Source organism: Methylobacterium guangdongense, from assembly GCF_038442355.1.
Taxonomy (GTDB): Bacteria; Pseudomonadota; Alphaproteobacteria; order Rhizobiales; family Beijerinckiaceae; genus Methylobacterium; species Methylobacterium guangdongense.
In genome coordinates this window covers 134943-157929 of sequence record NZ_JBBXMX010000005.1, presented here as the reverse complement: position 1 = coordinate 157929, position 22987 = coordinate 134943, and the positions used below count along the sequence as shown (strand labels likewise).

Genomic DNA, 22987 nt, shown 5'->3' with positions numbered 1-22987 from the left:
AAGTCAGCGCTGGACGACGACCTTCGTGCCGACCTTGGCGTGGGTGTAGAGGTCCATCACGTCCTCGTTGGTCATGCGGATGCAGCCCGACGAGACGGCGGTGCCGATGGTCTCCGGCTCGTTCGAGCCGTGGATCCGGTAGATCGAGCCGCCGAGATACATGGCGCGGGCGCCGAGGGGGTTCTCGAGGCCGCCCTTCATGTAGCGCGGCAGGTCGGGCCGGCGCTTCAGCATGGTCGCCGGCGGGCGCCAATCCGGCCACTCGCGCTTCATCGTGATGGTCTGCACGCCGCCCCAGGTGAAGCCCGGGCGGCCGACGCCGACGCCGTAGCGCAGGGCCTGGCCGTTGCCGAGCACGTAGTAGAGCCGCCGCTCGGCGGTGGAGACCACGATCGTGCCGGCGCCGTAGGGACCGTTATAGGCCACCGTCTCGCGCGGGATCGCCGACATCTGCGGCACCGCCGCATCGGCGTTCAGCGGGTCGGCGGGGTTGAGGGAGGCGTTGGCCACCGGCACCGCGACGGTCTCGACGGCCTGCGGGCGCACGCGCACGGAGAGCGCGTCGTTCAGCGGCTGGCGGGTCAGCGGGTCGATCTCGTAGGACAGGGCCGGGGCGGCGCAGGCGGCCGCGCCCAGAAGCCCGATCAGGGCGGGAACAATACGACGCATCAAAGCCTCTCGGGCAGGCGCGGACTTGGTGGGAACGCGGCGAATACCGCGGCACGATGCCGTGCCGATCCTCGCCAAGGGGTAAACGCTCACGCCCCAAAGCCAAGTCTGAAACCGGCCCCTCAGGCCGTTCCCGACCGCCCGTGACTCGATGGCAACACTGTGGCAGCTTGGCCGTAACGCCCGGGATGACGGGCGCCCCGTGCCGCGTCAGGCCTCGTCGGCGGCGAGCCAGATGGCGGGTTCCCGGGACGCCGGGCGGACCGGGGCATGGTGCGCGCCGGGGATCGTCCCATGCGGCACCGGCAGGCCGCGGATCTGGGCGAGTTCGGTCAGTTCCGGGGCCTGCGCGGTGTCGTCGGCGTTCAGGAACAGGCCGCGGGCCCGGGCCAGGCGTCCGAGATCGGCCCGGCTCGTCCAGACGCTCTGGGCCGGGCTGGTGACGAGCGCGAGCGCCAGCGGCGCCAGCCACAGGGCGAGCCACACATTGCCGACGAGCACCAGCGCCAGGGCGATCAGCGCGCCCACCACCACGGCGTCGGCCTGGAGCCGGAACGCCTCGCCCCAGGAGACCTGCCGGTCGTCGCGGTCCTGCGTCTCCCAGCGCACCACCCGGCCGAAGAAGGTCGCCATCACGGCGCCGGCGGTGAACAGGGTCAGGACCGGCCAGAGGATGACCCAGATCGCCTGTTCCAGGACGGCGCTCGCCAGCAGCGACCGGGTTCCGCCGAAGGAGGCGCGCCGCTCCGGCGAGGCCAGGACGTAGCCGAGGCTCAGGAGCTTCGGCAGGGCCAGCACGGTGACGCTGAGGGCGGCGAGCCCATGGGCGGCGAGGCCCGACCCGGTCAAGCCGTAGGCCAGGAGGCCGAGATCGCCGGTCCGAGCCGCCTGCCAGGCGGCGAGCCCGAGGAAGGCGACCCACAGGGGCAGCACCCCGTAGGAGAGGATGCCGACCAGGAAATGCCAGCGGCTGGCGGCGTGCAGGCCGGTCCAGGGCAGCACACGCAGGTGCTGGAGGTTGCCCTGGCACCAGCGGCGCTCGCGGCCGAGGAGGTCGACGAGGTTGGTTGGCATCTCCTCCCAGGTGCCGCCGAGCTCCGGCAGCAGCCGCACCTCCCAGCCGGCGCGCACCATCAGCGCGCCCTCGACGATGTCGTGGCACAGGATCTCGCCGCCGAGCGGCTCCCGCCCCGGCAGCCGGGGGAGCTGCGCATGCTCCGCGAAGGCCTCGACCCGCAGGATCGCGTTGTGGCCCCAGTAGCTGCCCTCCGGCCCCTGCCAGGTCTCCAGGCAGCGCAGCGCGAGCGGCGCATAGAGCCGCACGGCGAATTGCTGGATGCGGGCGAACAGGGTGTCCCGGCCCGCCGCGTACGAGACGGTCTGGATCAGGCCGGTGCGCGGGCTCTCGTGCATCAGCCGCACGAGGCGGGCCATGGTGGCGCCGGTCATGAGGCTGTCGGCGTCCAGCACGATCATGAAGGCGTACTCGCCCCCATAGGTCCGGCAGAACTCGCCGATGTTGCCGGCCTTGCGGCCGATATTCTCGGTCCGGCGCCGGTAGCGGATCCGCGGCAGGGCCGGGTCGCTGGACGCCCAGGCCTGGATCCGGGCGTATTCGTGCTCCTCGACGGCGGCGATGGCGCCGTCCCGTGTGTCGGAGAGGACGAAAATGTCGATCTCGTCGGTCCCGACTTGCGCCAGCGAGCGGGCCATGACCCGCAGGCGGGCGAAAACCGCCACCGCGTCCTCGGCGTGGATCGCCATCACGGCGGCGGTTCGGCCCGCGCCGGCGGGCACGGCCTCCGCCGCGCCGGTCCCGGCCTCGGATCTCCGTTCCAGCAACGACTTCGCCCGGTCCCCCACCAGAGTGGCGATGAGCCCGTAGGCGTACTGGCAAGCCGTGAAGGCCTGCCACGCCATCACGAGGCCGAACAGGCAGAGCACCGCCCAGGCGAGCGGGCTGACGCCCGCGGGGTAGGCAAGCGCGGCAAGCCACGCGATACCGCCCGCCGTGACGAGGCTCGGGATCGCCAGGGCGAGGCGCCGCGCGCGCAGGCCGCGCCAGACCTCGCGATGGGCGGTCGGTTCCGACGGATCGGGCAGGGCCGGACACGCGTTCCGATGCGTCGGCTCGGCGGGGGCGGCGATCCCCGGGGATGTGGCGCGAGGAGGAAGAGCGCGTGACGACATGGTGCGAGGAACTCGACCGTGGAAGGCTGCCGGCCGCCCCGCCGCCTGAGGCCGGGAGCCGATGACCGTGGACACCGATATGCGGGGCAAGGACACGGAGCCGGCCCGGCCCGATGGGCAGCCGGAAGCCGAACGGATCAATCCCCCCTCCCGGCGCCGCGTTCTTCGAACTGTCCTGACCGCGGCTGCCGGCACGGTTCTACCTAGTGTAGCTGAGCTGAATGGGTCCAGAACGTGGGCCGGCCCGGCTCTTCCGTCGCAGGGCGTACAATCGGGGGTACGGATGACCTTCGCGGCGCTCTCGGAGGAGGCCGCGCGCCGGGCCGCCCAGCCCTACGCGGCCCCGCCCGAGGATCTGCCCGCCGCCCTCGCCGGGCTCGATTATGACGGCTACCGGGCCATCACGTTCCGGGCCGCCGAGAGCGTGCGCCTCGGGCCGCTGTTCAGCGCGCAGCTCTTTCACCGCGGCTTCCTGCAGCGCAAGCGCGTGGCCCTTTACCTGCAGCCGCTCGACGGTCCGACCCGCCCGATCCCCTACGAGAAAAGTCTGTTCGATCTCGGGCCACGGCTCGCCGGCCAGAGCTTCGCGCCGGATCTCGGCTTCGCGGGTTTCCGCCTGCACTATGCCTTCCCCGATACGCCCGCCTGGCGCCCGAAGGGGTTCCAGGAGGAGTTTCTGGTGTTCCTCGGCGCGTCGTATTTCCGCCTGCGGGCCGCCAACCAGGAATACGGGCTCTCGGCGCGGGGCCTCGCCATCGGCACGGGTGCGCCGGAAGGCGAGGAATTTCCGGATTTCGTCGCCCACTGGCTCTGCGAGCCCGAGCCTGGGGCGCGGACCCTGACGGTGCTCTCGCTCCTCGATAGCCCGAGCGTGGCCGGCGCCTACCGGTTCGCCATCAGCCCCGGGGATCCCGCCCGGATCGCGGTCACCGCCGCGCTCCATCCGCGGGTGCCGATCGGCCGGCTGGGGCTCGCGCCGCTGACCAGCATGTTCCTGTACGGCGAGAACGGGCCGGGCGCCCGGGGCGCCAAGCCGTTCGACGATTTCCGCCCGCAGGTCCACGATTCCGACGGGCTCAGCGTCGCCTCCGGGGGCGATCCCGCGCGGCGCGACCGGCTCTGGCGTCCGCTGGTCAACGGCCGGAAGCAGCCGCAGATCTCGGCCTTCGCGAGCAAGCCGCTGGCGGGGTTCGGGCTGCTGCAGCGGGAGCGAAAGTTTGCCGCCTATCTCGACGTCGAGGCCCGGCAGGAGGCGCGACCCGGCCTGTGGGTGAGCCCGGATCCGGCCGGGGGCACCTTCGCGGACGGCGCGGTGCAGCTCTACGAGATCCCCTCGGCCGAAGAGTACATGGACAACATCGTGGCGGCCTTCGTGCCGGCCGCGGCGGCGCAGCCGGGTACGGCTCTGAACCTCGCCTACGGGCTGACCACCGTGGGGGCCGAGCCGGTGCCGGCGATCCCCGAGGCGTCGCTCGCCCGGGTCATTTCGACCCGCTTCGGTTCGGCGGAACGCCTGCGCCCGATGACACCGCCGCGCCCGGAGCGGCGGCTCTGCGTGATCGATTTCGCGGGGCCGGGCCTGCCGGGCGGACCGGACGAATCAGTGACCGCGGAGGTGTCAGCCAGTGCCGGTACGATGCACGAGCCGGTCACCAATTTCGTGCCGCAGACCGGCGGCTGGCGGATCTACGTGGAGTGGCGCCCGCCGGAGCCGATGCGGGCCGCCGACGTCGTGCTCCGCGCCCGCCTCGTCCGAGGCGGGGTGCCGCTCAGCGAGACCTGGGACGCTGCCGTCTAGAGTCAGGGTTTCGAAAGGGCGTGCCCTTTCGCGGGTCCAGGGCGGAGCCCTGGCCAAGCTCACAGGGCTCCGCCCCGAGACCCTGCCAAAGGGATGATCCCTTTGGAATCCCAGAATTACGCCGTGCGCTGCGCCTGTTCGCGACGCCGGGCGAGGCGGGTGGCGCCGTAGATTTCGCTCAGGCGGCGGCGGGCGGCCGAGACCGGCGGGGCCTGCCGCTCGTCATGGGCGGCCGCGATGATGCGGAGCGTCGCGGCGACCGAGCGCTCCAGGCGGCGCTCGGCCAGGGCGGCCGCGTCCCGATAGGTGTCGAGCATGCGATGATCCCTTGTGCATGGCCGTGTCCGCCCTCTGGTGGGGCGGTGACCGGCGGCATCGGCAGAGTTCATCTCGGGCTTGACGGTATGATGGCAGCTTGGCCGTAAGCGGGGGATGGCGCTTCAGCGCAGCTCCTCGTGCCAAGTCCGGCCGTCGCGCTCGATCAGCGCGATGGCGGCGGTCGGGCCCCAGCTGCCGGCCGGGTAGGGCCGGGGCGCCTCCGGCCGGTCGGCCCAGGCCTTCAGCACGCCGTCCGCCCAGGCCCAGGCGGCCTCGACCTCGTCGCGGCGCATGAACAGGGTGGCGTTGCCGCGGACCACATCCATCAGCAGGCGCTCGTAGGCATCTGGATAGCGCTGCTTGAAGGTCTCCTCGAAGGAGATGTCGAGGTCGGTCGGGCGCAGGCGCAGGCCGCCGGGGCCGGGATCCTTGGTCATCACCTCGAGCTTCATGCCCTCCTGCGGCTGCAGGCGGATCACGAGGCGGTTCGGTTCACGGCCGAAGGCCTCCTCGGGGAAGATCGAGAACGGCGAGGCGCGGAACTGCACCACGATCTCCGAGAGCTTCTGGGGCAGCCGCTTGCCGGTGCGCAGGTAGAACGGCACCCCGGCCCAGCGCCCCGACTGGATCTCGACCTTCATGGCCACGAAGGTCTCGGTCCGGCTGTCGTGGCCGAGCTCGGCGAGGTAGCCCGCGACGGGTTTTCCATCGACGGCGCCCGCCACGTACTGACCGCGGACAGTGGCGAACTGGATGTCGTGGGCGGTGATCGGCTTGAGGGCGCGCAGCACCTTCAGCTTCTCGTCGCGGACCGAATTGGCTTCGAGGTTGAGCGGGCTCTCCATCGCGGTGAGGCAGAGGAGCTGCAGGATGTGGTTCTGCAGCATGTCGCGCATGGCGCCCGACGTGTCGTAATAGCCGGCCCGACCCTCGACCCCGACCGTCTCGGCGACCGTGATCTGGACGTGGTCGATCACGTCCGAGGTCCAGAGCCGTTCGAAGATCGTGTTGGCGAAGCGCAAGCTGAGCAGGTTCTGGACCGTCTCCTTGCCGAGGTAGTGGTCGATCCGGAAGATCTGCGATTCGGGGAAGACCTCGCCGACCGCGTCGTTGATCGCCTTGGCGGATTTCAGATCCTTGCCGATCGGCTTCTCCAGCACGACCCGGGACTTCTCGCCGACGAGCCCGTGGGCCGCGAGGTTGCGGCAGATCGAGCCGTAGAGGTCGGGGGAGGTGGCGAGGTAGTAGGGGCGCACCTGATCGGGCCGCTCGTCGAGCTTGGCCACGAGGTCGTCCCAGCCGCTGTCGCCGGCACCGTCGACCGCCACGTAATCGACGTGGTCGAGGAAGCGCTGGAGCATGTCCTCGGTCAGGTCGGAGGCCGGTACGAAACGCTTGAGGGCGTCGCGGGCATGCTCGTGGAAGGCGTCCCGCGACAGGTCCGAGCGCGAGGCGCCGATGATCCGGCTGGTCTCCGGGATCTGGCCGTCGCGGAAGCGGTAGAACAGGGCCGGCAGAAGCTTTCGTGCGGTCAGATCGCCGGTCGCGCCGAAGACGACGCAGTCGAAGGAAGCGACGGGGATGATCGTGGCCAAGTGCGGCTCCCGGTTGTCGTGCGCTGATCCCGCGCGGCGTGTGCGCCGCACACACCTAACCTGGGAGCGGGAGCTTCGCCAGACGAGGGGCACCTTGCACGGTTCGGGCCGCGCATTCTGCGCCTCATCCGATCGCACAGTGCCACGGCAGGCGACCGCTTTGGACGCCGATCATCCGACCCATCGTCCTCATCCTGAGGTGCCCGCGGCAGCGGGCCTCGAAGGAGGGCTCCAGGGATCGCAGTGGCCGCTGGAGGGCTCCTTCGAGGTCTCCGCTACGCTCCGGCACCTCAGCGATAAGGGTCTGGACGGGATCACGCGGGGTATTGGCCGCCGTGTCGCGTGACGCAACGCGCCGGCTACCCCCCCGTGACGCTCATGTGGCGCGGCACCGCGGCCGGGCGCTGGCGCTCGATGACGAAGTCGTGCCCCTTGGGCTTGCGGGTGATCGCCTCGACGACGGCCGCCGCCAGCACGGCATCGTCCGGCGAGGCGCGCAGCACCGCCCGGAGATCGGCGGAATCCTCCTGGCCGAGGCACATATAGAGCTGGCCGGTGCAGGTCAGGCGGACGCGGTTGCAGCTCTCGCAGAAATTATGCGTCAGCGGCGTGATGAAGCCGAGGCGCCCGCCCGTCTCCTCGACGCGCACGTAGCGGGCCGGCCCGCCGGTCCGGTCGGGCAGGGGGGTGAGCGTGTAGCGGGTCTCCAGGCGCTGCCGGGCGACCGACAGGGGCAGGAACTGGTCGGTCCGGTCCGCCTCGATCTCGCCGAGGGGCATCACCTCGATCAGCGTCATGTCCATGCCGAGGCCGTGGGCCCAGGCGATCATGTCGGGGATCTCGTCGGCGTTGAGGTCGCGCAGCGCCACCGCGTTGATTTTGACCTTCATCCCGGCGGCCCGGGCGGCCGCGATGCCGTCGAGCACCACCTTGAGGTCGCCCCGGCGGGTGATCTCACGAAACTTCTGCGGGTCGAGCGTATCGAGCGAGACGTTGATCCGGCGCACGCCGAGGCTCGCCAGCTCGTCGGCATAGCGGGTGAGCTGCGTGCCGTTGGTGGTCAGCGTCAGCTCCTCTAGCGCCCCCGAATCGAGGTGGCGGGAGAGGCGGCGGAACAGGTGCATGATGTCCCGGCGCACCAGCGGCTCGCCGCCGGTGATCCGGAGCTTGCGCACGCCACGGGCGATGAACACGCCGCAGAGCCGGTCGAGCTCTTCCAGGGTCAGCAGATCGCGCTTGGGCAGGAATTCCATGTGCTCGGACATGCAGTAGGCGCAGCGCAAATCGCAGCGATCCGTCACCGAGATGCGCAGATAGGAGATCGCCCGCTGGAACGGGTCGATCAGGGGCGCCGGTCGGGCGGGCGTGCCGTCCGCGACGGACTGCGGCGTCAGGGAGCTGTCATCGAGCATTGTCCGGCATATGATGCCCCAAAGGGTTGCGGGCAAGCACGCCGCTGGCCGCAGCCTTCGGATTGCGTGAGGAGTGTGACCCGTGAGCGAGGATCTGTGGCCGACCGAGATTCGCCTGTCGGCTGACCGGCGCAGTCTCAACGTCGCCTTCGAGGACGGGGCGCGCTACGCCCTGCCGGCCGAGTACCTGCGGGTGTCGAGCCCCTCCGCCGAGGTGCAGGGGCACTCGCCGCTCGAGCGCAAGGTGATCGGCGGCAAGCGGTCCGTGGCGATCCTGGCGGTGGAACCGATCGGCAACTACGCGGTCAAGCTCGGCTTCGACGACATGCACGACACCGGCATCTACGGCTGGGGCTATCTGCACGCGCTGGGCCGGGACTACGAGTCGCGCTGGAACACCTACCTCACCGAACTCGCCGAGCGCGGCCTCGACCGCGATACGGCGCGGCAAGCACCGGTCAAGGGCGGCGGCAGCGGCGGGGGTTGCGGCTCGGGCTCGTGCGGGTGCCATTGAGCACCGGCGTCAGCAACGCGCCTAGACCTCTTCGTCGGCGTAACGCGCCTGCTGCCGCCCGCGGCCGCCGGATCCCCGGCGCGGCGCCCCCGCGCTGATCCCCGCCACGAGGTCCGCGATATGGCGCAGCGTCTCCACGGACAGCGCCTTCTCGCCCTCGCCGCGGCCCTGCGGGATCAGCGCCTTGGCGAAGCCGAGCTTTTGCGCTTCCTTCAAACGCGATCCCGCCTGCGCGACGGGCCGGATCGCCCCCGACAGGCCGATCTCGCCGAAATAGACCGTTTCCGGCGGCAGTACCGCCCCCGACAGCGACGAGACGAGCGCCGCCGCCACCGCCAGATCCGCTGCCGGCTCGGTGATGCGCAGGCCGCCGGCGACATTCAGATAAACGTCGTGGCTTCCGAGCCGGATGCCGCCATGGGCCTCCAGCACGGCCAGCACCATCGACAGCCGGTTCGGGTCCCAGCCCACCACGGCACGGCGCGGCATGCCGAGGGAGGAGGGGGCTACGAGCGCCTGGATCTCCACCAGCAGCGGCCGGGTGCCCTCCATGCCGGCGAAGACCGCGGTGCCCGCCGCCTGCTGGTCGCGCCCCGCCAGGAACAGGGCTGAGGGGTTCGGTACCTCGCTCAGGCCCGCATCGGTCATCTCGAACACGCCGATCTCGTCGGTCGGCCCGAACCGGTTCTTCACCGCGCGCAGGATGCGGAAATGGTGGCCCTGGTCGCCCTCGAAGGAGGCGACCGCGTCGACCATGTGCTCCACCACCCGGGGACCGGCGATCTGCCCGTCCTTGGTGACGTGGCCCACCAGGATCACCGCCGTGCCGGTGGTCTTGGCGAAGCGGATCAGCGCCTGCGCCGAGGAGCGCACCTGCGTGACCGTGCCGGGGGCCGATTCCACCGTCTCGGTCCACATGGTCTGGATCGAGTCGATGATGGCGAGCGCGGGCGGTCGGCCCTGGCTCAGGGTCTCGACGATGTCCTCGACATTGGTCTCGGCGGCGAGCTGGACCGGGCGGTCGCTCAGGCCCAGCCGCTCGGCGCGCAGGCGCACCTGCCCCACCGCCTCCTCGCCCGAGATGTAGGCGACCCGCTCGCCCGTGCCGGCCATGGCGGCGGAGGCCTGCATCAGCAGAGTCGACTTGCCGATGCCGGGATCGCCGCCGAGCAGAATCACCGAGCCGCGCACGAAGCCCCCGCCGGTCACCCGGTCGAGCTCGCCGATCCCCGATGGCAGGCGCGGTGCCTCCTTGGCCTCGCCGGTCAGGCCTTCGAGGGGAAAGACCCGGCCGCGGTTGCGCGACGGCCGCGTCGCGGCGGGGCCCGACTGGCCGGGGGCGGAGGGCGCCTCCTCGACGATCGTGTTCCAGCCGTTGCAGGCCTCGCAGCGCCCGCGCCAGCGGTTGTAGACCGCCCCGCAGGACTGACACACGAAGGTCTGATGGATCTTGGCCATACGGGTCCGGGCGCCGACCGGCGGTTCAGGGGGAATCGGGTCAGTCTACATAGGTTCGAACATAACGAGAACCCAGCCCGGTCAGGATCTCGTAGCCGATCGTGCCGGCGGATCGCCCGACCGTATCGATGTCGAGGCCGTTGCCGATCAGGACCGCCCCGGCGCCGCGCCGGGCCGCGGGGGCGTCGGTCACGTCGAGGATGATCAGGTCCATCGAGACGAGGCCGAGGATCGGGCAGGGCACGCCGCCGACGAGCGCTTGGCCCCGCCCGCTGATCGCCCGCGGGAACCCGTCGGCGTAGCCGAGGGAGAGGGTCGCCAGCCGGCTTGGCCGGGCCGCGGTCCAGCGGCCGTTATAGCCCGCGGTGGCCCCGGCCTCGACGTCGCGCACCTGCGCGATCAGCGCCTCCAGCCGCACCACCGGGCGCATGGGGTTGGCAGCCCCCGGGGTCGGGTTGCCGCCGAACAGGGCGTAGCCCGGCCGCAGGAGGTCGTGTTGGGCGCCGTCGAGGAAGACGCCCGACGAGTTCGCCAGCGAGGCCCGGATCCCGGGGTAGGCCGCCCGGACGCGGGCGAAATCGGCGATCTGCCGGGCGTTGACCGGATCCTCCGGCTTCTCGGCGCTGACGAAGTGGCTCAGCAGCAAATCGATCCCGGCCGCCGCGATCCGTAGGTCGCCCGCGAGATCGAGCGCGTCCGGCACGGGCAGGCCCAGCCGGTTCATGCCGGTATCGGCGTGGAGCGCCGCGGGTAGGCGGCCGGCCGAGAGGGTCGCCCATTCCGACAGCTCCTCGACGCTGCCGAGCACGGGGCGCAAGCCATGCGCCGCGAAGGCTTCGGCGGCACCCGGGGGCAGGCCGTTCAGGATGTAGATCTCCGCGTCGGGCAGGGCGGCGCGGGCCGCGATCCCCTCCGACAGATGGGCGACGAAGAAGGTCCGGCATCCGGCCGCCCGAAGGGCCGGCCCGACCCGGCCGATGCCGCAGCCATAGGCGTCGGCCTTCACCACGGCGGCGCAGGCGGATCCCGGAGCACGGGCGGCCAGCGAACGCCAGTTCGCCGCGATCGCCCCGAGGTCGATCGTCAGCCGGGCGCCGTGGGCGCCGATCTCCGTCGCTGGTCTGGCCTCGGCCACGCAGACCGTCTCCGTCCGTTCGCCACCGGGCTTCCGGAAGCACAAGCCGGACCCATAGCACCGGGACGGGTTCCGCGTGGAGCCGCGCCACCTGTGGGCTGACCTGCATGCAGGATCGGGCAGGCCCGACGACCGCCGCTGATGCACGGACGGCACAGGCCCCGGATGAGACGGGCGCCCCAGGGTGACGGCCGAGGTCGGGCTTGGTATAAATCCACCGCGGTCCGGGGGAGCCGCACGGCCGACGCGCCATCCCCTCGGGTACCAGAAGCATCACGATGCCGTTTACCGTCCTGGATCTCGTCGTGCTCGGCATCGTCGCGGTTTCCGCGCTTCTGGCGGCCGTGCGCGGCGTCACGCGCGAGGTGCTGGCGATCGTCGCCTGGGTGGCCGCCGCCGCGGTCGCCTGGACGCTCTATCCGATGCTCCTGCCCACCGTGAAGCAGCACGTGAGCAGCGATACCGTGGCGCTGGTCGCCTCGATCGCGGCGATCTTCCTCGGCACGCTGATCATCGTCTCGCTGATCACGGTGAAGATCTCGGACGTCGTGCTCGATTCGCGCATCGGCGCGGTCGACCGCTCGCTCGGCTTCCTGTTCGGGGCGGCCCGCGGCTTCCTGATATGCGTGATCGGCTGGGTGTTCCTGTCCTGGCTGGTCCAGGGCAAGGTGCCGGACTGGGCCGCGCAGGCGCGCTCGCGGCCGATGCTGGAGAAGTCCGGCGACGCCCTGGTGGCGCAGCTTCCCGAGAACCCGGAAGGCTTCCTGAAGCAGTTCAAGAAGCCGAAGGCCGCCACGCCGCCCAACGAGGCGGCCGACGCCCCCGCCGAGACCGATCCGGCGCCCCAGCGCCGTACCGAGACCGCGCCGACCCCGACGCGACGCTGATCTGCGGTATTCGCCGTAGGTTCTGTCGCGCGGAACGCCTAGATAGCGGGTCCGGACGTGAACGGATTGCATCCGCGACAACCGGCGCGCCGGCCCGTCGCCGCCGGGACTCGTGAGTGATCGACCGCCGCATGTCACACGCCACCAATCCCAGCGCCGATTTCGATCTCGACGGCGACACGCTCCGCGAGGAATGCGGCGTCTTCGGCATCTTCGGGCACCCGGAGGCCTCCGCCATCGTGGCGCTCGGCCTGCACGCCCTGCAGCACCGGGGCCAGGAGGCGGCCGGCATCGTCTCCTTCGACGGCTCGGTGTTCCACTCCGAGCGGCGCCCCGGCCTCGTGGGCGATTCCTTCTCGGACGGCGAGACCATCGCCCGGTTGAAGGGCCGCGCCGCCATCGGCCACGTGCGCTACTCGACCACCGGCGGGACGATCCTGCGCAATGTGCAGCCGCTGTTTGCGGAACTCGCCAGCGGCGGGCTGGCGGTCGCCCATAACGGCAACCTGACCAACGCCCTCTCGATCCGCCGCGACCTCGTGCGCGACGGCGCGATCACGCAGTCGACCTCCGACACCGAGGTGATCCTGCACCTCGCGGCCCGCTCGCGGAAGCCGCGGATCATCGAGCGCTTCATCGACGCGCTGCAGGCGATCGAAGGCGCCTACGCGATCGTGGCGCTCACCAACAAGAAGCTGATCGGCGCCCGCGACCCGATGGGCATCCGCCCGCTGGTGCTGGGCGAGCTCGACGGCCGCTACATGCTGGCCTCCGAGACCTGCGCGCTCGATATCATCGGCGCCCGGTTCGTGCGCGACATCGAGAACGGCGAGATCGTGGTGATCTCCGAGGAGGGGATCGAGTCGATCCGCTTCGCCGATGCCGTGCCGATGCGGCCCTGCATCTTCGAATACATCTACTTCGCCCGGCCGGATTCCGTGGTGAACGGCAAGAGCGTCTACGGCGTGCGCAAGGCGATCGGCCGGGAACTCGCCCGCGAGGCTCCGGTCGCCGCCGACATCGTGGTGCCGGTGCCGGATTCGGGCGTGCCGGCGGCCTTGGGCTTCGCGCAGGAGACCGGCCTGCCCTTCGAGATGGGGATCATCCGCAACCACTATGTCGGCCGGACCTTCATCCAGCCGACCCAGTCGGTGCGGGAGCTCGGCGTGCGGATGAAGCACTCGGCCAACCGCGCGGCGATCGAGGGCAAGAGCATCGTCCTCGTCGACGACAGCCTCGTGCGCGGCACGACCTCGGTGAAGATCGTCCGGATGATGCGCGAGGCCGGCGCCGCGGAGGTGCATTTCCGGATCGCCTCGCCGCCGATCACCTACCCGGACTTCTACGGGATCGACACGCCGGAGCGTGAGAAGCTGCTCGCCGCGACCCACGACCTCGAGGGCATGCGCAAGTATATCGGCGCGGATTCCCTGGCCTTCCTGTCGATCCCCGGCCTCTACCGGGCGATGGGCGAGGAAGAGCGGAACGCCGCCTGCCCGCAATACACCGACCATTGCTTCACGGGCGAGTACCCGACCGGCCTGACCGACCTCTCCATCGCCGGCCCGAAGCGCTTCGCCATGCTGGCCGAGGCGGACTGAGGTTTGGGGTTCCCAAAGGGCGAGTCCTTTGGCGGGGTCCAGGGGCGGTGCCCCTGTGTCTCTCGCAGGGCTCTGCCCTGCACCCGCAAAAGGTCACAGACCTTTTGAAACCGGATTCCTCGACCCTTCCGGTCGGAATGCGCTAGGTCCTGCGCATGGCTGAGTCTCAGAGATCCCTCGAAGGCCGCGTCGCGGTCGTCACTGGCGCATCCCGTGGTATCGGGCGGGCCGCCGCCCTGGCATTGGCGGAGGCCGGTGCCCACGTGATCGCGGTGGCGCGAACCGTCGGCGCGCTGGAGGAACTCGACGACGCGATCCGCGCGGCGGGGTCCAGCGCGACCCTCGTGCCGTTCGATCTCGCCGATTACGAGGCGATCGACCGGTTGGGCGCCGCGATCAACGAGCGCTGGAAGCGCCTCGACATCCTGATCGCCAATGCCGGCATCCTCGGCGCGCTCATGCCGATCGGCCACATCACCCCGAAGATCTGGGGGCAGGTGATGGACGTGAACGTCACCGCCAACTGGCGCCTGATCCGCTCCCTCGACCCGCTGCTGCGCATGTCGGATGCCGGGCGGGCGATCTTCGTCTCGTCGGGGGCCGCCTCCAAGTGCCGGCCCTACTGGGGGCCGTATTCGGTCTCCAAGGCGGCCCTGGAGGCCCTGGTGCGCACCTACGCGGCCGAGAACGAGAGCACGGCCATCCGGGCGATGCTCGTCAACCCAGGCCCCCTGCGCACGGGGATGCGCCGCTCGGCCATGCCGGGCGAGGACCCGGAGACGCTGCGGACCCCGGAGGACCTCGCGCCTCATTTCGTGCGCCTCGCCAGCCCGGCTTGGACCGAGACCGGCGCGCTCTACGATTTCCCCACCGACCGGGTGCTGCGCTTCCGCGCACCTGAATGATTTGACACGTGGTTCTTTGAACAGGGATCGTCCCATCCACGCCCTCATCCTGAGGTGCCCGCGCCAGCGGGCCTCGAAGGAGCCCTCCAGAAGGCGCGCGACCCCTGGAACCCTCCTTCGAGGCATCCGCTGCGCGGCTGCACCTCAGGATGAGGTGGTGGGTGGGACGGACCGGGTCAGAGCCATTTCTCAAGATAGGTCACGATGATCGACGTCCGCTGCATCTGCGCGATCGGCCTGCGGGGCCAGCTCGGCCTGAACGGCCACCTCCCCTGGGAGGGCAACCCTGATCCGCTGTTCGTGGAGGACGTGACGCGCTTCTTCGCGCTGACCATGGGCCACGTGCTGATCGCCGGGCCGAAGACCGTGGCCTCGGTCCCCGAATTCGCCTTCAAGGACCGCACCATCGACGTGATCCGCAGCCACGAGGACCCCGAAGAGGTGCTCAAGCGCTATCCGGGCCGGCGGATCTTCGTGGGCGGCGGGATCGCGGTGTGGAACGTCTACGCCAAGTACATCCAGAACTGGGACATCACGCGCCTGCCCTATGACGGCGAGGCGGATCGCTGGTTCGACCCGGCTTGGCTGGTGGGCGGGGCGCTGCGGGCGGGCTGAGGGCACCTTCGCCCGGGCCGGCGCGTTGGCGCACGCGTCGCGTTTGCGGAGACCACGATGAGCGCCCACAGCTACCGGTTCGGCATCGAGGAGGAGTATTTCCTCGCCGATGCCGAGACCCGCGGCACGCCGCGCGGCGATCTCGCGGCCTTCCACGCACGGGTGGAGGCCGAGCTGCCCGAGACCGGGCGCGAGCTGGTCGCCGCACAGGTCGAACTCTGCACGCCGCCCCTCGACGACGCGGCCGCCGCGCGAAAAAACCTCGGCGGTCAACGGGCGCAGCTCGCCGGCATCGCGGCGGAGAACGGGTTGAGCCTGCTCGCCTGCGGCACCCATCCCCTGGCGCGCTGGTCGCGCCAGACCGCCACGGACGGTGAGCGCTACCAGGGCATCCTGTCGGATGTCGGGATCGCGGCCCGGCGGGCGCTGATCTGCGGCATGCATGTCCATGTCGAGGTGCCGGACCCGGACGCCCGCATCGACCTGATGAACCGGCTGCTGCCGTTCCAGCCGCTGCTGCTCGCGCTGTCGGCCTCCTCGCCGTTCTGGCAGGGGGAGGCGACGGGCCTGCGGGCCTACCGGCTCAGCGTGTTCGGCGAATTGCCCCGCACCGGCCTGCCGGAGATTTTTTCGGACGCCGCCGCCCATGCGCGGCTCGTCGACATCATGACCCGTTCGGGCGCCATCGCGGATGCGAGCTTCCTGTGGTGGTCCCTGCGCCCCTCGATCAAATTCCCGACCCTGGAGCTGCGCATCGCCGATGCCTGCACGCGGCTCGATGATTCGCTCTGCATCGCCGCCCTGTTCCGCTGCCTCGTGCGCCTGTGCGTGCGCCGACCGGACCTCCATGCCGGGCTCGACGGCGTCTCCCGGGCCCTGGCCTCGGAGAACCTCTGGCGCGCCCAGCACAGCGGCGTGCAGGCGACGCTGATCGACGAGGCCCGGGGCGCGGCGGTGCCGTTCGCCGAGGCGCTGGAGGCGGTGCTCGCCCTGGTCGAGGAGGATGCCGACGCCCTCGGCTGCGCGGCCGATGTCGCCCGTGCCCGGGCGATCGTCGCGGAGGGGACCAGCGCGGATGGCCAGCTGGCAGCTTACGAAGGCGCGCTGGCCGAGGGGAAGGACGAGCGCGCCGCGCTGGCGGCGGCGGTGGACTGGATCGCCGGGACGGCGCAATAGAGCGAGCCCCGCCCACCCGGTCGGGCCGGCGGGCGTTGCTCCTCCGGATGAGGGCGCGGATTGGATGGCTTGCCTGACTGGCGTAGGCGGGCTCAGCCCTTGTCGAACGGGTTCTGCGAGGTCCGCAAGCTGAGACGGATCGGCGTGCCCGGCAGGTCGAAGGCCTCGCGCAGGCCGTTCACGAGGTAGCGGGTGTAGGATTTCGGCAGGGCGTTGAGCTGGTTGCCGAACAGCGCGAAATGCGGCGGCCGGCTCTTCACCTGCGTGGCGTAGCGGATCTTGATCCGACGGCCCGACACCGCCGGGGGCGGGTTGCGTGAGGTCGCCTCGTTCAGCCAGTCGTTGATGCGCGAGGTCGAGATACGGGTGTCCCAGACCTCCGAGGCCTGGACCACCGCCTGCATCAGCTTGTCGATGCCGTCGCCGGCGAGGCCAGAGAGGGGCACCACCGCGACGCCGCGCACCTGCGGCAGCAGCCGGGTGCAATCCTCGCGCAGCTGCTTGAGCAGGCCCGGCTGGTCGGCCACGAGATCCCACTTGTTGAGGCCGATCACCAGGGCGCGGCCCTCGCTCTCCACGAGGTCGACGATGGTGAGATCCTGCTTCTCGAACGGGATCGTGGCGTCGAGGAGCACCACCACCACCTCGGCGAAGCGCACGGCGCGCAACCCGTCCGAGACCGCGAGCTTTTCCAGCTTGTCGTCGATCCGGGCGCGGCGGCGCATGCCGGCGGTGTCGTGCAGCTTGATCCGCCGCCCGCGCCACTCCCAATCCAGGGAGATCGAGTCGCGGGTGATGCCCGCCTCGGGGCCGACGAGCAGCCGATCCTCGCCGAGCATGTTGTTGATCAGGGTCGACTTGCCGGCATTCGGCCGGCCGACGATCGCGACCTTGAGGGAACGGCCGCCGGGGGCGTCGGCGTCGTCGTCCTCCTCGTCGTCGCGCTGGGGCAGGGCGGCGACCAGCGCCTCGTGCAGCTCGCCCAGGCCCTCGCCGTGCTCGGCCGAGAACGGGATCGGGTCGCCGAGCCCCAGGGTGAAAGCCTCATAGGCCCCGGCGAGCCCAGCGCCGCCCTCGGCCTTGTTGGCGATCAGGATCACCGGGCAGCCGGCCCGGCGCACCAGCTCGGCGAAGGGCTGGTCGGCCGGGAGCACGCCGGCGCGGGCATCGATCACGAACAGCACCACGTCGGCGGCCAGGATCGCCGCCTCGGTCTGCATCCGCATCCGGCCCGTGAGGGTCTTCTCGTCCGCCTCTTCCAGCCCCGCGGTGTCGATCACCCGGAACTGGAGGCCGCCGAAGGTGACGTCGCCCTCGCGCCGGTCGCGGGTGACGCCCGGGCGGTCGTCGACCAGCGCGAGCTTCTTGCCCACGAGGCGGTTGAACAGGGTCGACTTGCCGACGTTCGGCCGTCCGACGATCGCGACGGTCGGCATGTCCATGGTTGGTTCTCTAAGCGGTTCGTGCGGGAATTAACGCGTGATCGGCGGGGGCGGTGCGGCGGGCTCGGGCTTGGCCTCGGTCACCGTGACGGGGCCGCCCGCCACGAGGGCCGCGTAGACCTCGATCCGGTCGCGCAGGGCGCGCGGGGTCTCGGGATCGGCCACGATCTGGTCGAACCAGCGGCCGGCCTCCTCGTAGTCGCCCTTCTTCAGGGCGGCCAGACCCAGCATCTCGCGGGCGGTGTGGCGGAACGGCGTGCCGGCGGCCAGGCCCTGGAGGTTGGCGAGCGCCGGATCCGGGTTCGGCCCGTCGAGGCGCAGGAGCGCCGCGCGGAGGCGCGCGAGGTCGCGCAGGCCGTCGCCGAGGCCGGTATCGTCGGCGAGCTTGTCGAACTCGGCCGCGCCCGCCGCCGGGTCGCGCTTGCCGGTCTCGGCCGCCGCGCGGAAGCGGGCCAGCAGCCGGTAGCCGGCGGGCGCCTGCGCCTCGATGGCGTCGAACGCCTTGTCGGCCTCCGCGACCTTGCCGTCCTTGGCGAGGCGGTTGGCATCGTCGAACTGGACGGACGCCGTCTCGGCGGCGGCGCGCTGCTGGGCCTGCCAGTAGCGCCAGCCCGCGACCCCCGCCACGAGGAGCACGGCGAGCGCGATGATCACGCCGCTGTAGCGCTTCCAGATCTGGAGGATCCGGTCGCGGCGGTAATCCTCGTCGACTTCGCGAAGAAACTCGTTGTTCTCGGCCATTCAATCCCGGGCCGCCTGTGCCGGCGGCCCACCTCGTAGCGCGATCGGGCCCCGCGCCTAACACACGGGCGCCGGGTTGGCGACAGTCAGGCCATCGTGCCCGGCCAGACCGGCACGCCGATCACCGGGTAGTGCAGGTAGCGGGCGAAGATGAACCACGCGGCCGTGCCGATCACCACCGCCAGGATGTCGTTGCGCCAGCCATGGGGTGCGGCTGCGGGCCCGCCATGCTGGGCCGCGACGGCGCCGGGGGCCAGCGCCCGGCGCTTGGCGCTGATCCGCGCCGTGACCGCCCAGGCCAGGAAGCCGCCGAACAGCAGCATCGAGCCGAGGTCGCCGTTGGCCAGCAGATGCGCCGTGGCCCAGATCTTCACGGCGAGCAGCATCGGATGCTTGGCCTTGGCGCGGATATGGCCGGGCAGGTAGGCGGCGGCGAGGCAGATGAAGGCGAGCAGCACCAGCGTCAGCGCGAGGTGACGCGTCCAGACCGGCGGATCCCAGACCTGGATGTAGCCGTTCAGCCGGTAATCGTGGAAGCCGATTCCGATCAGCACGAGACCCAGCAGCGACAGGGCGGTGTAGCCGAGCTTGTATCGGTTCTCGCCGATCCGCCCGACGATCGCGGCCCGCCGGGTGCGGGCCATCGAGAAGGCGTGCGTGCCGAGGAACAGCACGAGCCCGAGGATCAGGAGAACCATGGGAGACTCTTGGACGGGCCAGTGGAGTGCAAGCACTCTGTAATGGTTCTCAAGCGAATCTCAGCCTGTTTGTCCAGGCGTGGCCGGGACGCAGCCGGATCGTTGCCATGGGCTTGCCGGATCGGTTTCTTGGGATGGGGCGCGGCGCCAAGCTCCGATCAAGCAGAGTCGAGCGGACAGCGCCGTGCATCCTCCCTCCCCCCTTTGCGGGGGAGGGTGGCCCCTGCGTCAGCAGGGGTCGGGAGAGGGGAGCGCGGCTTCCGGAAGAGGCACAGCCTTCAAGGAGGGCAATGCCTTATTCTAGGCCGTGGCTCCCCTCTCCCCCCCTGCTTCGCAGGGTACCCTCCCCCGCAGAGGGGGGAGGGTGGGCGTCGCGCTTCACGGCCGCGGTGATGCTTCTGAGCCTGATCCCCCTCCCGGCAGGCGCCGCATCCGATCCCCCGCTCTCGGCCCTGACCCTGGTCGGCCCGCCGTCGATCGTCTTCAAGGCCGGCCGCGATGCCTGCGACGGCGCCGATGTGCCGGACGCCCCGGCCCGCGCCTTCCGCGACGCGTCGGGCGCGGTGGCGCTCTACGGCATGCACTACCGCAACCGGGCGCTCCGGGGCCCGGATCTCGGCCATCTCAAGCTCGACTGCACGGTGGTGCTCGACTCGGGCGAGAAGTCCGATCCGGCCGCCTACGACGACCGTTCCTGGATCACCGCCACCTGGACGGAGGACGGCACCCGGGTGGCGGCGCTCCTCCACCACGAATATCAGGCCAACGAGCATCCCGGCCGCTGCCCGGCGGGGACCTACATGGCCTGCTGGTACAACACGATCACGGCCGCCGCCTCCGTGGATGGGGGCCGCAGCTTCACGCGGAAAAGCCCGCCCGTGGTGGTGGCCGGCGCGCCGTTCCGGCAGGAGATCGATCAGGGGCACCATCGGGGCTTCTTCAACCCGTCGAACATCGTGGCGGACGGGCGCTGGCGCTATTTCCTGGCCTCGACCACCGGCTGGACCCGGCCGGGCAGCGATCAGGAGGCGGGAATCTGCCTCTTCCGCAGCGACGATCCCGCCGACCCGACCCGCTGGCGGGCCTGGACCGGCGCCGGCTTCACCGCCGCCTTCCCGGATCCCTACCGGACGCCCGCCCCGAAACCCGCCACCTGCCGGACGGTCGGACCGTTTCCGGGACCGGTCGGGGCCGTGGTCCGGCACCGCGGCTCGGGCGCCTGGATCGCGGTGTTCATGGCCAAGGCCGGCGACGGCTTTGCGCGGTCGGGCTTCTACTGGACCAGCTCCCGCGACCTGATCACCTGGGACCAGCCCCGCCTGCTCGTCGAAGGCGCGACCCTCTACGACGATCCCTGCACGGCGACCGGACCGCTGATCGCCTATCCGTCGCTGCTCGATCCGGACGCGAAGGGGCGCAATTTCGACGATGTCGGCGACACCGCGCTCCTGACCTACGCCAGCCTGCGGAGAGAGGGCTGCAGCATTACGTCGGACCGGGACCTCCTGCGCCGCCCGGTGGCGATCCGGGTCTGGCCTTGACGTTGCGTCCGCCACCGCGTGAGTTCGTGGCCCCGCGCGACGAGGTACCGATGGACGCTGCAACGCAAGTTTCCCCCGCGTCTGATGAGGAAGCGGATCTGCGCGCGCAGTTCGGCGCCGTGGGACCGCTCGCCGCCCACAAGGTGCTGGACCACCTCGACGCCTACGCCCGGCGGTTCATCGCCCTCTCGCCGTTCCTGGTGGTGGCGAGCGCGGATGCATCCGGCAATGTCGATGCCAGCCCCCGCGGCGACGCCCCCGGCTTCGTGGCGACGCCGGACGACCGCACCCTGGTGATCCCGGACCGGCGCGGCAACAACCGGATCGACACGTTCGTCAACCTGCTCGACAACCCGGGGCTCGGGCTGATCTTCCTCGTGCCGGGGATCAACGAGACCCTGCGGGTGAACGGCACGGCCGCCCTGACGCGGGATCCGGCCCTGCTCGAACCCCTGGTGGCCGAAGGGAAGGTCCCGGCGGCCGGGCTGGTGGTGCGGGTGCGGGAGGCGTTCTTCCATTGCGGCAAGGCGATGATCCGCTCGAAGCTCTGGGATCCGGCGCGGCACGTTCCGCGCGACACCTTCCCGAGCCTGGGCCGCATCCTCGCCGACCAGACCGCGGCCGCGACGGTCGTGGAGGCGGAGGCCTCGATCGCCGACGCCTACCGGACGCGGCTTTACTGACCGATCCGCTGGCAGAGCACGGTGCCGAGCGTCACGCTCAGCGTCAGGGCGGTGGCCGAGAGCAGCATCGTTGTGGCGCGGGCATAGGCGCGGCCCGCGTGGATCAGCAGGCAGCCGCAGGCGAAGATCGCGAGGGGCTGAAGCAGGTGCGACACGGGCAGCGTCCTCCCGGGCCGCGCGGATGCGCGGTCGAACAGGTGTCAGCCTCGGCCGGAGCGCGTGAAAACCCGGTTAACAGCCGCTATATGGACCCTCCGACCGACCGCGAGAGGGTCCCGCATGCGCGCATCCAGGATGCCCCGGGAGAGACGTGAGGCGACGCGCGGCCACGCGGTCGTGCCTCCCGCCGCGGATACGGCTCTGCTTGGGGCGGGCGCCGTCGGAGCCGGGGCGATGGGCGCCTCGGCTTTGGGCGCGCTCGCGCTCGGAGCCGCAGCCTTCGGCGCGGTGGCGATCGGGGCCTTCGTGATCGGCCGCCTCTCGGTAGGCCGTGCCCGCGTGGGCGCGCTCGAGGTCGGGTCGCTGGAGATCGACACGTTGACGGTCCGGTCGCTGCGCCTGCCGGCCCGGAACCACCGACAGGATCATGAGGGAGAGCCCTGATGACCGATGCGAAGCCCCCCTTCCGCCCCTCGGACGCCTTGGATGTCCTCGGCGAGACGGAGGGCGATTTCGTGCTGCCGCTCTGCCTGCCGCAGCCCAGCCTGCTGATCGGCGAGGATCTCGCCATGGTGGTGCTCGACACGATCCACGGCCAGCGGGTCGGCCTGCCGCTCAGCTCGCAGGGCGCGGCGGATCTGCACGCGGTCCTGGGCGAGGCGATCCGCCTGCTGCACACGCGCGACGGCGGCCCGGTTCAATAGCGGCATCCGGGCGCCCCTCGATTCAGGCGTCCTCAGCCTCCGGTTCGGCCCCGTCGGAGCGCGGGCCGCGGGCGACCTCCCGCATCGCCGAATCCGGGAGCGGGCGCTGCAGGCGCAACGCCTCCGCGGTCGGGGCCTCCAGCCAGGTCGCCCATTCCTCCGGCTTGGTCAGCAGCACCGGCATCGCCTTCGGATGGACCGGCCCGACGATGCCGTTCGCCTCCGTGGTCAGGAAGGCGAACAGCATGTGCTCGGCCTCCGTGCGGTCCGGGTTCTCGCGCTTCGTCCCGCGCACGCCCGTCCAGGGTCGCCAGATCCCCGCGAAGGCGAAGAGCGGCCTGTCCTCGGTCAGGGCGAACCAGACCGGCGTCTTGCGCGGCTTCGTGTCGGCGTATTCGCTGAACGCGGTGGCCGGCACGAGGCAGCGATGGGCCGGCCCCAGCCAGGGCCGCCAATGCGGGCTCGCGACGTTGCGCACGTTGGTGATGGGGTGCTCGCCGAACGCCTTCGGGCCGGGCATGCCCCAGCGCAGCATCGCGTCCCGGCCGTCCGCGCCGTTGCGCACCACCGGGGCCATCTGATCGGGGAAGATCGCCGGCAAGGGCGGCAGGTTGCCGGTGCGGTCGTCGGCGATCCCGAAGGCGCGGCGCAGATCTGCCGGGCCGGTGCGCAGGCTGTAGAGGTTGCACATCGCGCGGTCCCGCCCGTCCCGGTCCCGCATCCGGGACCTCGCGCCTTCTCGGCGC

General features: G+C 71.1%; 23 protein-coding genes. 11 read left to right on the top strand and 12 right to left on the bottom strand.

Translation table 11 applies throughout. From position 1 onward, the window contains the following. Positions 1-3: 3 nt before the first annotated feature. Together AAHG09_RS12630 and mdoH are read right to left on the bottom strand one after the other, a co-directional pair. Positions 4-669 carry a L,D-transpeptidase gene (locus tag AAHG09_RS12630; protein ID WP_342107594.1) on the bottom strand — a complete coding sequence of 222 codons (666 nt, stop codon included), beginning with the start codon at positions 667-669 and terminating at the stop codon, positions 4-6. Positions 670-879: 210 nt separating this feature from the next. Beyond that, entirely contained in the window at positions 880-2859 is a 1980-nt protein-coding gene (gene mdoH, locus AAHG09_RS12625; protein WP_342107592.1) for a glucans biosynthesis glucosyltransferase MdoH, read from the bottom strand. A gap of 283 nt (positions 2860-3142) precedes the next feature. Between mdoH and AAHG09_RS12620 the strand changes: the two genes are divergently transcribed. Beyond that, positions 3143-4657: an OpgD/OpgG family glucan biosynthesis protein gene (locus AAHG09_RS12620; protein ID WP_342107590.1), complete on the top strand. Its 1515-nt coding sequence runs from the start codon at positions 3143-3145 to the stop codon at positions 4655-4657. 116 nt (positions 4658-4773) lie between these two features. On the opposite strand, the gene AAHG09_RS12615 is transcribed toward AAHG09_RS12620, so the two are convergent. The 3 genes from AAHG09_RS12615 to moaA all read right to left on the bottom strand — a co-directional run bounded on the left by AAHG09_RS12615 (position 4774) and on the right by moaA (position 7982). Further along, a complete protein-coding gene (locus AAHG09_RS12615; protein WP_342107589.1) occupies positions 4774-4974 on the bottom strand; it encodes a hypothetical protein in 201 nt (66 codons plus the stop codon). Between the two features lie 123 nt (positions 4975-5097). Continuing rightward, the gene (gene zwf, locus AAHG09_RS12610; protein WP_342107588.1) at positions 5098-6570 is read right to left on the bottom strand and encodes a glucose-6-phosphate dehydrogenase; all 1473 of its coding nucleotides are present in this window, start codon (positions 6568-6570) and stop codon (positions 5098-5100) included. Positions 6571-6929: 359 nt separating this feature from the next. Then, positions 6930-7982 carry a GTP 3',8-cyclase MoaA gene (gene moaA, locus AAHG09_RS12605; protein WP_342107587.1) on the bottom strand — a complete coding sequence of 351 codons (1053 nt, stop codon included), beginning with the start codon at positions 7980-7982 and terminating at the stop codon, positions 6930-6932. Positions 7983-8064: 82 nt separating this feature from the next. Here moaA and AAHG09_RS12600 point away from each other — a divergent pair, with 82 nt between their 5' ends. Continuing rightward, positions 8065-8496: a gamma-butyrobetaine hydroxylase family protein gene (locus tag AAHG09_RS12600; protein WP_342107586.1), complete on the top strand. Its 432-nt coding sequence runs from the start codon at positions 8065-8067 to the stop codon at positions 8494-8496. A gap of 21 nt (positions 8497-8517) precedes the next feature. On the opposite strand, the gene radA is transcribed toward AAHG09_RS12600, so the two are convergent. Beyond that, the gene (gene radA / locus AAHG09_RS12595; RefSeq protein ID WP_342107585.1) at positions 8518-9954 is read right to left on the bottom strand and encodes a DNA repair protein RadA; all 1437 of its coding nucleotides are present in this window, start codon (positions 9952-9954) and stop codon (positions 8518-8520) included. Positions 9955-9994: 40 nt separating this feature from the next. Further along, positions 9995-11089, bottom strand: a complete 1095-nt coding sequence (alr, locus tag AAHG09_RS12590) for an alanine racemase (RefSeq protein ID WP_342107583.1) — start codon at positions 11087-11089, stop codon at positions 9995-9997. Positions 11090-11367: 278 nt separating this feature from the next. On the opposite strand from alr, the gene AAHG09_RS12585 reads away from it, so the two are divergent. The 5 genes from AAHG09_RS12585 to AAHG09_RS12565 all read left to right on the top strand — a co-directional run bounded on the left by AAHG09_RS12585 (position 11368) and on the right by AAHG09_RS12565 (position 16273). After that, complete coding sequence (locus tag AAHG09_RS12585; RefSeq protein WP_342107582.1) at positions 11368-11976, top strand: CvpA family protein; 609 nt, start codon at positions 11368-11370, stop codon at positions 11974-11976. A gap of 131 nt (positions 11977-12107) precedes the next feature. Next, positions 12108-13577, top strand: a complete 1470-nt coding sequence (purF, locus tag AAHG09_RS12580; protein WP_342107581.1) for an amidophosphoribosyltransferase — start codon at positions 12108-12110, stop codon at positions 13575-13577. Between the two features lie 155 nt (positions 13578-13732). Next, positions 13733-14482, top strand: a complete 750-nt coding sequence (locus AAHG09_RS12575) for an SDR family NAD(P)-dependent oxidoreductase (protein ID WP_342107580.1) — start codon at positions 13733-13735, stop codon at positions 14480-14482. A 204-nt stretch (positions 14483-14686) separates the two neighbouring features. Further along, entirely contained in the window at positions 14687-15097 is a 411-nt protein-coding gene (locus AAHG09_RS12570; protein WP_342107578.1) for a dihydrofolate reductase, read from the top strand. A 57-nt stretch (positions 15098-15154) separates the two neighbouring features. Beyond that, complete coding sequence (locus tag AAHG09_RS12565; RefSeq protein WP_342107577.1) at positions 15155-16273, top strand: carboxylate-amine ligase; 1119 nt, start codon at positions 15155-15157, stop codon at positions 16271-16273. 92 nt (positions 16274-16365) lie between these two features. Here AAHG09_RS12565 and der read toward each other — a convergent pair whose 3' ends face one another. From der to AAHG09_RS12550, 3 genes are all read right to left on the bottom strand, one after another. Continuing rightward, positions 16366-17715 (bottom strand): ribosome biogenesis GTPase Der, encoded by a 1350-nt coding sequence (gene der / locus AAHG09_RS12560; protein ID WP_342107576.1) that lies wholly within the window; start codon positions 17713-17715, stop codon positions 16366-16368. 30 nt (positions 17716-17745) lie between these two features. Then, positions 17746-18456: a tetratricopeptide repeat protein gene (locus AAHG09_RS12555; protein ID WP_342107575.1), complete on the bottom strand. Its 711-nt coding sequence runs from the start codon at positions 18454-18456 to the stop codon at positions 17746-17748. A gap of 86 nt (positions 18457-18542) precedes the next feature. Next, positions 18543-19154: an NnrU family protein gene (locus AAHG09_RS12550; RefSeq protein WP_342107574.1), complete on the bottom strand. Its 612-nt coding sequence runs from the start codon at positions 19152-19154 to the stop codon at positions 18543-18545. Positions 19155-19546: 392 nt separating this feature from the next. Here AAHG09_RS12550 and AAHG09_RS12545 point away from each other — a divergent pair, with 392 nt between their 5' ends. Both AAHG09_RS12545 and AAHG09_RS12540 read left to right on the top strand, forming a co-directional pair. Further along, entirely contained in the window at positions 19547-20695 is a 1149-nt protein-coding gene (locus AAHG09_RS12545) for a hypothetical protein (protein ID WP_342107573.1), read from the top strand. A gap of 50 nt (positions 20696-20745) precedes the next feature. Further along, positions 20746-21378: a pyridoxamine 5'-phosphate oxidase family protein gene (locus AAHG09_RS12540; RefSeq protein ID WP_342107572.1), complete on the top strand. Its 633-nt coding sequence runs from the start codon at positions 20746-20748 to the stop codon at positions 21376-21378. Here AAHG09_RS12540 and AAHG09_RS12535 read toward each other — a convergent pair. Next, positions 21372-21533 (bottom strand): hypothetical protein, encoded by a 162-nt coding sequence (locus AAHG09_RS12535; protein ID WP_342107571.1) that lies wholly within the window; start codon positions 21531-21533, stop codon positions 21372-21374. The two genes, AAHG09_RS12540 and AAHG09_RS12535, sit on opposite strands and share 7 nt — an antisense overlap. 124 nt (positions 21534-21657) lie before the next feature. On the opposite strand from AAHG09_RS12535, the gene AAHG09_RS12530 reads away from it, so the two are divergent. Further along, complete coding sequence (locus tag AAHG09_RS12530) at positions 21658-21981, top strand: hypothetical protein (protein ID WP_342107570.1); 324 nt, start codon at positions 21658-21660, stop codon at positions 21979-21981. Further along, complete coding sequence (locus tag AAHG09_RS12525; RefSeq protein WP_342107569.1) at positions 21981-22241, top strand: hypothetical protein; 261 nt, start codon at positions 21981-21983, stop codon at positions 22239-22241. Before AAHG09_RS12530 ends, AAHG09_RS12525 begins: the two co-directional genes overlap by 1 nt. 22 nt (positions 22242-22263) lie before the next feature. Here AAHG09_RS12525 and AAHG09_RS12520 read toward each other — a convergent pair whose 3' ends face one another. Continuing rightward, positions 22264-22932, bottom strand: a complete 669-nt coding sequence (locus tag AAHG09_RS12520) for an SOS response-associated peptidase (protein ID WP_342107796.1) — start codon at positions 22930-22932, stop codon at positions 22264-22266. Between the last annotated feature and the right edge of the window lie 55 nt (positions 22933-22987).

Bases quoted from the DNA above. Each gene is read 5' to 3' on its own strand.
- AAHG09_RS12620 (WP_342107590.1), top strand. From the start codon at position 3,143: ATGACCTTCGCGGCGCTCTCGGAGGAGGCCGCGCGCCGGGCCGCCCAG.
- der (WP_342107576.1), bottom strand. From the start codon at position 17,715: ATGGACATGCCGACCGTCGCGATCGTCGGACGGCCGAACGTCGGCAAG.
- purF (WP_342107581.1), top strand. From the start codon at position 12,108: ATGTCACACGCCACCAATCCCAGCGCCGATTTCGATCTCGACGGCGAC.
- AAHG09_RS12520 (WP_342107796.1), bottom strand. From the start codon at position 22,932: ATGTGCAACCTCTACAGCCTGCGCACCGGCCCGGCAGATCTGCGCCGC.
- mdoH (WP_342107592.1), bottom strand. From the start codon at position 2,859: ATGTCGTCACGCGCTCTTCCTCCTCGCGCCACATCCCCGGGGATCGCC.
- AAHG09_RS12565 (WP_342107577.1), top strand. From the start codon at position 15,155: ATGAGCGCCCACAGCTACCGGTTCGGCATCGAGGAGGAGTATTTCCTC.
- AAHG09_RS12575 (WP_342107580.1), top strand. From the start codon at position 13,733: ATGGCTGAGTCTCAGAGATCCCTCGAAGGCCGCGTCGCGGTCGTCACT.
- radA (WP_342107585.1), bottom strand. From the start codon at position 9,954: ATGGCCAAGATCCATCAGACCTTCGTGTGTCAGTCCTGCGGGGCGGTC.
- AAHG09_RS12630 (WP_342107594.1), bottom strand. From the start codon at position 669: ATGCGTCGTATTGTTCCCGCCCTGATCGGGCTTCTGGGCGCGGCCGCC.
- AAHG09_RS12540 (WP_342107572.1), top strand. From the start codon at position 20,746: ATGGACGCTGCAACGCAAGTTTCCCCCGCGTCTGATGAGGAAGCGGAT.
- AAHG09_RS12615 (WP_342107589.1), bottom strand. From the start codon at position 4,974: ATGCTCGACACCTATCGGGACGCGGCCGCCCTGGCCGAGCGCCGCCTG.
- AAHG09_RS12570 (WP_342107578.1), top strand. From the start codon at position 14,687: ATGATCGACGTCCGCTGCATCTGCGCGATCGGCCTGCGGGGCCAGCTC.
- AAHG09_RS12585 (WP_342107582.1), top strand. From the start codon at position 11,368: ATGCCGTTTACCGTCCTGGATCTCGTCGTGCTCGGCATCGTCGCGGTT.
- AAHG09_RS12525 (WP_342107569.1), top strand. From the start codon at position 21,981: ATGACCGATGCGAAGCCCCCCTTCCGCCCCTCGGACGCCTTGGATGTC.
- moaA (WP_342107587.1), bottom strand. From the start codon at position 7,982: ATGCTCGATGACAGCTCCCTGACGCCGCAGTCCGTCGCGGACGGCACG.
- AAHG09_RS12530 (WP_342107570.1), top strand. From the start codon at position 21,658: ATGCGCGCATCCAGGATGCCCCGGGAGAGACGTGAGGCGACGCGCGGC.
- AAHG09_RS12545 (WP_342107573.1), top strand. From the start codon at position 19,547: ATGCTTCTGAGCCTGATCCCCCTCCCGGCAGGCGCCGCATCCGATCCC.
- AAHG09_RS12550 (WP_342107574.1), bottom strand. From the start codon at position 19,154: ATGGTTCTCCTGATCCTCGGGCTCGTGCTGTTCCTCGGCACGCACGCC.
- AAHG09_RS12555 (WP_342107575.1), bottom strand. From the start codon at position 18,456: ATGGCCGAGAACAACGAGTTTCTTCGCGAAGTCGACGAGGATTACCGC.